Source organism: Rhodoferax sp. U11-2br, from assembly GCF_018619435.1.
Lineage (GTDB): Bacteria > Pseudomonadota > Gammaproteobacteria > Burkholderiales > Burkholderiaceae_C > Rhodoferax.
The window spans coordinates 101,727-108,245 of record NZ_JAHFZF010000013.1 but is presented as its reverse complement, the minus strand read 5'-3'; the positions used below and the strand labels follow the sequence as shown (position 1 = coordinate 108,245).

The following is a 6,519-nucleotide window of genomic DNA, read 5'->3' as shown; positions in this document are numbered from 1 at the left end:
GCCCAGCGGTGCACCCACCCCGGTGCAGGTGCAGGCCCTGCTGCGCATGCGCGCCATGATTCTGGATGGTGAATGGCCCGGCGGCAGCCGCATCGCCGAACTGGCCGTGGTCGAGAAACTGGGCTTTTCACGTACCCCGATCCGCGCCGCGCTGCTGCGCCTGGAGCAGGAAGGCCTGCTGGATGCCCTGCCCAACGGGGGTTATGCGGTCAAAACGTTTTCGGAGCGGGATGTGTCCGAGGCGATTGAGTTACGTGGCACGTTGGAGGGCTTGTGTGCCCGCCTGTGTGCCGAACGCGGCGCCCCACCCAAGCTGCTGACGCAGGCGCGCGTTTGCCTGCAAGCCATCGATGCCTTACTGGACCAAGCCGCGCTGGACGCTGCCGCGTTCTCGCGTTATGTGGATTTGAACGCGCGCTTTCATGCGCTGCTCAGCGAGATGGCGGGCAGCAGCCTGATGACCAAGGAGCTGGAGCGGGTCTACGGCCTGCCCTTTGCGTCTCCGTCAGGCTTTGTCGTCGCGCAGGCCCACTCCCCCAAGGCGCGCGACCGGCTCGTCGTGGCGCAAGACCAGCACTGGCAGGTGCTCGATGCGATTGAGCGGCACGAGGGCAGCCGGGCCGAGGCACTGATGCGGGAACACTCGCGTATTGCCCAGCGCAACCTGCGCGATGCCATCCTGAACCAGGCCAAGCACCCCGTGCCCGGTGTGCAGCTGATCCAACAGCGCAGCTGAGCACACGCCCGCCTGGCGGCGGGTATCGGGCCAACACCTTGACCCCCCATTTGCGGGTCAATCCGGTGGCACACCCCTCGTCCCATTGATGCCCCCTACACTTTGCCGCGCTGACCCAGCGGCAGCTTCAGGTGGCGTTTGGGTTATTGCAAAGCGTTATAACAAAGAGTCGGGAATCGCTATTGCATGTGGTGGTGTTTCACGGCACAGTCACTGCAAATAGAAGCAGATCCGCAACACATATTGGAGACAAACCATGCACAAGAGATTGTTCCTTCACGCCACAGCCCTTGCCATTTGTGGCTTGGCAGCTACCAACGCCATAGCACAGGGCGACACCTTCAAAATCGGGCTGATCCTGCCGATGACCGGCCAGCAAGCCAGCACCGGTCGCCAGATCGAGGCCGCGGCCAAGCTCTACATGGCGCAAAACGGCGACACCGTGGCGGGCAAAAAGGTGGAGCTGATCGTCAAGGACGACACCAGCGTGCCCGATGTGACCAAACGCCTGGCGCAGGAGTTGATCGTCAACAACAAGGTCAATGTGCTGGCGGGGTTTGGCATCACACCCTCGGCCCTGGCCACCGCGCCGCTGGCCACCCAGTCCAAAACACCGATGGTGGTGATGGCCGCCGCCACCTCCAGCATCACAGAAGCCTCGCCCTATGTGGTGCGCACCAGCTTCACACTGCCACAGGCCTCGGTCGCGCTGGCTGACTGGGTGCCCAAAAATGGCATCAAGAAGGTAGTGACCCTGGTCAGCGACTACGGTCCGGGTATTGATGCTGAAAAGTATTTCAAAGAGCGTTTGGTCTTCAATGGTGGGCTGGTCGTCGAGGCCTTGCGGGTGCCGCTGCGCAGCCCGGACTTTGCTCCGTTCCTGCAAAAAGTGCGCGACATCAAACCCGATGCACTGTTTGTGTTTGTGCCCTCGGGTGCCGGTGCGGCGGTGATGAAGCAGTTTCTGGAACGTGGCATGGACAAAGCGGGTATCAAACTGATTGGCACAGGTGACCTCACCGACGATGACCAGCTCAACGACATGGGTGATGGCGCGCTGGGGGTGGTCACCTCCCACCATTACTCGGCCGCCCATCCTTCGCCGCTGAACCAGAAGTTTGTGGATGCGTTCAAAAAAGCCAACCCAGGCCTGCGCCCCAACTTCATGGCCATCGGTGGTTATGACGGTATGCGGATGATTTACGAAGCGCTCAAAACGTCCAAGGGCCAAGGTGGTGGTGATGGTCTGTTGGCGGCGATGAAGGGCCAGATTTTCGAGAGCCCACGTGGCCCGATGTTCATCGACGCACAAACACGTGATGTGGTGCAAAACATCTACCTGCGCAAGGTCGAGAAAAAAGACGGCCAGCTCTACAACATCGAGTTTGACGTGATCAAGGACGTGAAAGACCCGGGCAAGGCCAAGTAAGGGTTTAAAAAAGCTTGGGCACGAGTCCCGCCTTGGATGGAGTGATTGGGCGCAAGGACTGTGGGTATTGGGCAGGGCAACTGGGCAATGCGCATGCGGTTTCGGGGTGAAATCACGCGGGTGTTATTAGCGGGTATTCCCAGACTGTCTCCGCGCCTTCCACCCCGAAGCCCGGTCACATTGCCCAATCACCTTACCCAATCGATAAGTTGCTGCCGGTTGCCGAAAACTCCCTGATTTTTCCTGTTTGTTCCTAACCCTGATGAACACCCACTTCTCATGCTAACCATCCTCTTCGACGGCATCGCCTACGGCATGCTGCTGTTCATCCTGTCGGTCGGCCTGGCCGTGACCATGGGGCTGATGAATTTCATCAACCTGGCTCACGGCGCTTTTGCCATGGTGGGCGGCTACATCACCGTGCTGCTGATGCAAAAAATGGGGGTGCCCTTTTTGTTGTGCCTGCCGTTGGCATTCATCGGCTCGGCGCTGCTGGGTGGGGTGCTGGAGCGCACCCTTTACCGCCCGCTCTACAACAAGCCCCATCTGGACCAGGTGCTGTTTTCGATTGGCCTGACCTTTATGGCGGTAGCCTGCGCCGACTACTTCATTGGGTCGAGCCAGCAGATCGTCCAGTTGCCGGAATGGCTCAAGGGCCGCACCGAAATTGGCGAAGGTGTGTTGATGCTGGGCATGGGGCATTACCGGGTGTTCATCATTGTGGTCTGCGCCGCACTCACCGTGGGTCTGCAGTATGTGCTGACCCAAACCCGTTTTGGCAGCCAGCTGCGTGCCTCGGTGGACGACCAGCGGGTGGCGGCTGGCATGGGCATCAATGTGAACATGGTGTTTCTGGGCACCTTTGCCGTGGGCTCCGGCCTGGCCGGGCTGGGTGGCGCCTTGGGTGCCGAGGTGCTGGGCCTGGAGCCCACCTTTGCCCTGAAGTACATGACCTACTTTTTGATTGTGGTGGCCGTGGGTGGCACCTCCAGCATCACTGGGCCGCTGCTGGCCGCGCTGCTGCTGGGCATTGCCGATGTGGCGGGCAAGTACTACATCCCCAAACTGGGTGGCTTCATTGTGTACAGCCTGATGATTCTGATTCTGATCTGGCGCCCACAGGGCCTGTTTGTGCGCAAAGGAGGCAAATGACCATGGGCACACAGAAACTGTTGCAAAACCAGGGCCGCTGGAAGCTCTGGGAAATCCCTCTGTGGCTCCTTGCCCTGGCTTCACCCCTGCTGCTGGGCAGCCACGCGCTGATCATCAACGAGATTGCCATCGTGGCGCTGTTTGCCTTGTCGCTGGACCTGATCCTGGGTTTCACCGGCATCGTCTCACTCGGCCACGCCGCCTTTTTTGGCATGGGCGCGTATTCGGCAGCGCTGTTTGCCAAACTGGTGATGCCCGACCCGCTGCTGGGCCTGGCTTTTGGCATCTTGACCGCCACGCTATTGGGCGCCCTGTGCAGCGCCACCATTTTGCGCGGCACCGACCTGACCCGGCTGATGGTGACCATGGGGGTCGGCCTGATCCTGATGGAGCTGGCCAACAAACTCGACTGGTTAACCGGTGGTGCCGATGGCCTGCAGGGTGTGGTCATGGGGCCGCTACTGGGGCAGTTTGAGTTTGACCTGTATGGCCGCACCTCGGCCTGGTATTCCCTGACTGTGCTGTTATTGGTGTTTGCACTGGCCCGGCGTCTGGTCAACTCGCCGTTTGGTGCCACGCTGAAAGCGATTCGTGACAACCGGTTACGTGCCATGGCGATTGGCATCCCAGTCAACAGCCGCCTAGCCTTGATCTACACCGTGGCCGCTGCGGTGGCGGGCGCCGCCGGTGCGGTGATGGCGCAGACCACCGGCTTTGCCTCGCTCGACCTGTTCGAGTTTCACCGCTCGGCTGACGTGATGCTGATCCTGGTGGTGGGGGGTGTCGGCTGGCTGTACGGCGGCATCACCGGGGCGATTGTGTTCAAGCTGATGCAGGATGCACTGTCGAGCATCACCCCGCAGTACTGGACCTTCTGGATCGGCCTGTTCCTGGTGGTGTTGGTGCTGGTTGGGCGTGACAGGCTGCTGCGTCCTTGGCGCTGGTTCAAACCCGGTCAAAGCGGGAGCCACTCATGAGCACGACGGTTCTTTCTGCCAACAATCTGGTGATGAAGTTTGGCGGCATCACCGCCACCAACCACGTCACCCTTGATTTAAAACAGGGCGCACGCCACGCGCTGATTGGCCCCAATGGCGCGGGCAAAACCACACTGATCAACCTGCTGACTGGTGTGCTGCAACCGACCTCGGGCAGCATCACGTTGGAGGGGCAAGACATCACCCAACTGGCCCCCTACCAGCGGGTGCGCCGTGGCATGGTGCGCACCTTTCAGATCAACCAGCTGTTTGATTCACTCACCCCGCTGGAAACCTTGGCCATGACGGTGTCGCAACACCAAGGCCTGGGCAACCGCTGGTGGCAGGCTCTGGGCGCTCAACAAGGTGTGACCGAGCGCTGTGAGCAACTGCTGGAGCAATTTCATCTGACCTCCGTGATGGATCAGCAGACAAAGGTGCTGGCCTACGGCAAACGCCGCCTGCTGGAGATTGCCATTGCCCTGGCCTGCGAGCCGCGTGTGCTGCTGCTCGACGAGCCGGTGGCTGGTGTGCCCGCCGGTGAGCGTGAGGAGCTGCTGCAAACCGTGGCCGCCCTGCCGACCGATGTGTCGGTGTTACTGATCGAACACGACATGGATCTGGTGTTCAGCTTTGCCAAACGCATGACGGTGCTGGTCAACGGCACGGTGCTCACCGAAGGTGACCCCGACACCATCGCCAACGACCCGCAGGTCAAAGCGGTGTACCTGGGCCACGGTGATGAACTCAACGATACGCTGGGAGCCGCGACCCATGGCTGAACTGTTAAATGTGCAAGGCTTGAGCGCTGGTTATGGCGAAGCCGTGGTGTTGCATGAGGTGTCACTCTCGATCGACCCCGGTCAGACGTTGGCCCTGCTCGGGCGCAACGGCACCGGCAAAACCACCTTGATCAACACCCTGGCTGGCGCCACCCAGCAACACGCGGGCAGCATCCTGCTGGGCGGCCAAGTGCTGCACAAGCTGCCGTCCCACGAACGGGCGGCGGCGGGTATTGGCTGGGTGCCGCAAGAGCGCAACATCTTCAAGTCACTCACGGTGCATGAAAACCTCACCGCCGTGGCGCGGCCACAGCGTGCTGGGCGAGCGTCGAGCCCCTGGACGCCGGCACGGGTTTATGAGCTGTTTCCCCGGCTGGCCGAACGCAAGAGCAACCTGGGCACCCAACTCTCGGGCGGTGAACAACAGATGCTGGCCCTGGGCCGTGCGCTGGTGCTCAACCCGACGCTGCTGCTGCTGGACGAACCCTGCGAAGGCCTGGCGCCCATCATCGTGCAGGAGCTGCTGCGGGCCATCCGGCGTATCACGCGTGAGGAGGGTCTCTCTGCCATCATCGTGGAACAACACCCGCAGGCGATTTTGGCGATCTCGGACACCGCGGCGGTGCTGGACCATGGCACCGTGGTGTATGCGGGCAGCGCGCGCAGCCTGCAGGAGCAGCCCGAGCTGCTCGACAAGTTGCTGGGGGTGGCGCGTTGACGCCTTGCTTACTCTGATTTGTAGAGCTACAAGCCCTTTCAAAATAAGGGCTACAGCCTGTTTTGATACTCAAACCCAAGGGGAATCCAGTTGATCCACTCCAGCATTCAAATCATCCACGACGAACACACCGCCCTGGCCTCGATGCTGCGCTCCATCGGCATGATGCTCGACCGGGGCCCGGGTGCCAACCCACAGACTTTTTTTGAGGTGATGCGTGCGATGTTGTTCTACATCGACGAGTTTCCCGAACAACGCCACCACCCCAAAGAGACCGAGCTGCTGTTCCCGCCCGTGGCCCGGCTGGCGCCCGAAACCCGCACCGCGATTGAGCAGCTGGGCCAGGACCATGCCCATGGCGAAGTCGCGGTGCGTGAATTGCAACACCAGTTACTGGCCTGGGAGCTGCTGGGCGAAACCCGCCGCGCCGTGTTTGAGAACGCCGCCCGGCGTTACCTGAGTTTTTACATGACTCACATGCGCCTGGAAGAAACCGTGGTGTTACCTGCGGCCCTGCGGGTGCTCAGTGCCGAGGACTGGTCTGTGATTGATGCCGCTTTTGAGACCAACTGCGACCCCCTCACCGGCAAGTACCCACGCGACCCGATCTACGACCGCCTGTTCACCCAGATCGTGACCCAGGCACCCGCGCCAATTGGCTTGGGTGAGGCTTAAGCGGCGTTTTGAAAGAATTGCGCCTTGGCCCTTTTTTTATCAGGCCAGGG

At 61.1% G+C, this 6,519-nt stretch carries 7 protein-coding genes; all 7 read left to right on the top strand.

The features are described 5' to 3' along the window. Positions 1–22: 22 nt before the first annotated feature. The gene (locus KKO72_RS10630; protein ID WP_214938062.1) at positions 23–736 is read left to right on the top strand and encodes a GntR family transcriptional regulator; all 714 of its coding nucleotides are present in this window, start codon (positions 23–25) and stop codon (positions 734–736) included. Between the two features lie 256 nt (positions 737–992). Next, entirely contained in the window at positions 993–2,165 is a 1,173-nt protein-coding gene (locus tag KKO72_RS10625; protein WP_214938054.1) for an ABC transporter substrate-binding protein, read from the top strand. A 279-nt stretch (positions 2,166–2,444) separates the two neighbouring features. Continuing rightward, on the top strand, positions 2,445–3,317 hold the full coding sequence (locus KKO72_RS10620; RefSeq protein WP_214938053.1) for a branched-chain amino acid ABC transporter permease: 873 nt from the start codon (positions 2,445–2,447) through the stop codon (positions 3,315–3,317). Positions 3,318–3,319: 2 nt separating this feature from the next. Beyond that, positions 3,320–4,294 carry a branched-chain amino acid ABC transporter permease gene (locus KKO72_RS10615; RefSeq protein WP_214938052.1) on the top strand — a complete coding sequence of 325 codons (975 nt, stop codon included), beginning with the start codon at positions 3,320–3,322 and terminating at the stop codon, positions 4,292–4,294. Further along, positions 4,291–5,076: an ABC transporter ATP-binding protein gene (locus KKO72_RS10610; RefSeq protein ID WP_214938051.1), complete on the top strand. Its 786-nt coding sequence runs from the start codon at positions 4,291–4,293 to the stop codon at positions 5,074–5,076. The genes KKO72_RS10615 and KKO72_RS10610 overlap by 4 nt, the downstream gene beginning before the upstream one ends. Beyond that, positions 5,069–5,794 carry an ABC transporter ATP-binding protein gene (locus KKO72_RS10605; protein ID WP_214938050.1) on the top strand — a complete coding sequence of 242 codons (726 nt, stop codon included), beginning with the start codon at positions 5,069–5,071 and terminating at the stop codon, positions 5,792–5,794. The genes KKO72_RS10610 and KKO72_RS10605 overlap by 8 nt, the downstream gene beginning before the upstream one ends. Positions 5,795–5,884: 90 nt before the next feature. After that, entirely contained in the window at positions 5,885–6,469 is a 585-nt protein-coding gene (locus tag KKO72_RS10600; protein WP_214938049.1) for a hemerythrin domain-containing protein, read from the top strand. Positions 6,470–6,519: the final 50 nt, after the last annotated feature.

Bases quoted from the DNA above. Each gene is read 5' to 3' on its own strand.
- KKO72_RS10615 (WP_214938052.1), top strand. From the start codon at position 3,320: ATGGGCACACAGAAACTGTTGCAAAACCAGGGCCGCTGGAAGCTCTGG.
- KKO72_RS10620 (WP_214938053.1), top strand. From the start codon at position 2,445: ATGCTAACCATCCTCTTCGACGGCATCGCCTACGGCATGCTGCTGTTC.
- KKO72_RS10610 (WP_214938051.1), top strand. From the start codon at position 4,291: ATGAGCACGACGGTTCTTTCTGCCAACAATCTGGTGATGAAGTTTGGC.
- KKO72_RS10625 (WP_214938054.1), top strand. From the start codon at position 993: ATGCACAAGAGATTGTTCCTTCACGCCACAGCCCTTGCCATTTGTGGC.
- KKO72_RS10605 (WP_214938050.1), top strand. From the start codon at position 5,069: ATGGCTGAACTGTTAAATGTGCAAGGCTTGAGCGCTGGTTATGGCGAA.